We start from the raw sequence: 2,111 nt of genomic DNA, 5'->3' as shown, positions 1-2,111 counted from the left end.
ATCACAAGAAGTTGATTTCTACGCGCAACTAAATCACTCATAACCTGCATGGTATCTGGTTTCAACTGTGACAGCCTAGGTTTAATTGCCTCACCATAATGGGCAATTAATTGGGCATCAAGTTTGTCGGTTTTAGCGCGTTGATTAATAGCACCAGCAAAACGTTTAATATGAACCGGGTTGGCTATCACAAACGGTAAGTTTGCTTTGGCACATGCCATAATGAACGGCATTTCGAGGCGTCCTGTTGCTTCAATGATGGTGCGCGTTGGTTTGTGTTTTTTGATAATAGAAACGGCTTTTTTAATGCCTGTTTCATCATTGTTCACTGTGAAATATATATCGAGAGGACGAATATAAATGTCGAGTTGATATTTACCCGTATCGACACCGACGTTAATGTTTTGATTTGTTTTAGTATTCATAATAAGCTAACCCTTGCTTGCATAATGCGGGTTCGAGACCCAGTAGACTATTCGAGTATTTTGCTTGGAGTTCTAGAAGGTGTTCTTTCTTGTTATCGGTCTCTCAATTGAGGAGCCATCAATCAATCGAACTACCTAATAGAAAAGCTATAGTTGCTGCTATAGCTAGGGTCTCACTTTACCGAATAAGTTTAAGTTTTGTGGGTTTATTATCCATACAAGCGATAAAGCTGAAAAATCATGTTTAGTCGAGACTTTGATGATCATAATCATCGAATTAGCTGCTAGGGTTGGTTAGAATGTTTGGTGAGACAAATTTTTTAAGGTAATGGCAAGTAATGGATCAGTTTGACTGCGTAGTTGTTGGTGGGGGAATGGTAGGAGCGGCAAGCGCGCTAACGTTGGCTGAACTAGGGTTAACCGTAGCCGTGATTGAAAAGCACCAACCGAAAGCGTTTGAGCCATCACAACCCTTTGACCTACGTGTTTCTGCAATATCGCTCGCTTCTCAACACCTACTTGAACAAACACAAGCATGGCAGCAAATTGCTGATGGCCGTATTTGTCCTTATAAAAGGTTAGGTGTGTGGGAGCAAGAGCAAGCGTATACAGAGTTTTCATCTCAAGAAATCAGCCAACCTTATTTAGGGCATATTATTGAAAACAGGCTTATTCAATTATCGTTATGGCAACAAATCGCTAAACATTCAAATATTACTCTTAAATGTCCCGAGTCATTAATATCGTTAGAACAAAGTACTAATGCAGTTAGCTTGACGCTAAGTGCTGAAAAAATTTCTGCAAAGCTACTAGTTGCGGCTGATGGCGCTAACTCACAAGTACGTCAACTCGCAGGGATTGGCGTGACTGGTTGGGAGTATGGTCAAGACGCTATGTTGATTAATGTTGAAACGGAAGCTTCTCAGCAAGATATTACTTGGCAACAATTCCAACCTACTGGTCCTGTTGCTATGTTGCCAATGGTAGGAAACTACGCTTCTTTAGTCTGGTATCACCAAAAAGCGGAAATAGCTCGCCTTGCTAAGCTCAGTAATCAGCAATTACAGGAAGAAATTAGCCAACACTTTCCAACTAAACTTGGTAATGTTCGCGTAATTGATAAAGGCGCATTTCCGTTAACGCGGCGACACGCAAATCAATATCAGCAAGGTAGAATATTATTACTCGGGGATGCTGCACATACCATTAATCCATTAGCAGGGCAGGGGGTAAACCTTGGCTTTAAAGATGTTAAAGCGCTGCAAACTGTGATTGCAAAGGCAATTGGTGAGGGCAAACAATGGCATGACCCTGATGTACTGGCTAGTTATGAAAAAATGCGCCGACCAGATAACTTGATGATGATGACAACAATGGATTCGTTTTATGCAGCATTTAGTAACCAGAATCCCGTATTAAAAGCGATTCGCAATATTGGTTTATCGGTGGTAAATAAAGTACCGACCCTTAAAGCTAAAGCACTAGCTTACGCATGTGGTGTGTAACAGACATTAAGAATGACGTTGTTGATTCAATGTAACTCTGCCATAAAGGTTTAGTAAAAAGACCTAATTACCCATATAAAACACAAGCATACTGGAACGTTATCTTTTAGAGAAGCCAGCGCGTATAGCAATTCCGCCACAGCATAGCTTTTTGTAGATTTTGAAATGAGTTTTTTTAAAA

The 2,111-nt window shown here is 40.5% G+C and carries 2 protein-coding genes; one reads left to right on the top strand and one right to left on the bottom strand.

All coding sequences use genetic code 11. The features are described from left to right. On the bottom strand, positions 1–425 hold a 425-nt coding region (locus Q4489_RS18165), incomplete at its 3' end, for a transposase (RefSeq protein WP_303483353.1). A 338-nt stretch (positions 426–763) separates the two neighbouring features. On the opposite strand from Q4489_RS18165, the gene Q4489_RS18160 reads away from it, so the two are divergent. Then, positions 764–1,930 (top strand): FAD-dependent oxidoreductase, encoded by a 1,167-nt coding sequence (locus tag Q4489_RS18160; RefSeq protein WP_303483350.1) that lies wholly within the window; start codon positions 764–766, stop codon positions 1,928–1,930. The last annotated feature ends 181 nt before the right edge of the window (positions 1,931–2,111 follow it).

It is taken from the genome of Thalassotalea sp. 1_MG-2023 (assembly GCF_030546745.1).
Taxonomy (GTDB): Bacteria; Pseudomonadota; Gammaproteobacteria; order Enterobacterales; family Alteromonadaceae; genus Thalassotalea_C.
The sequence above is the reverse complement of the archived record's forward strand: the minus strand, read 5'-3'. Positions and strand labels throughout refer to the sequence as shown.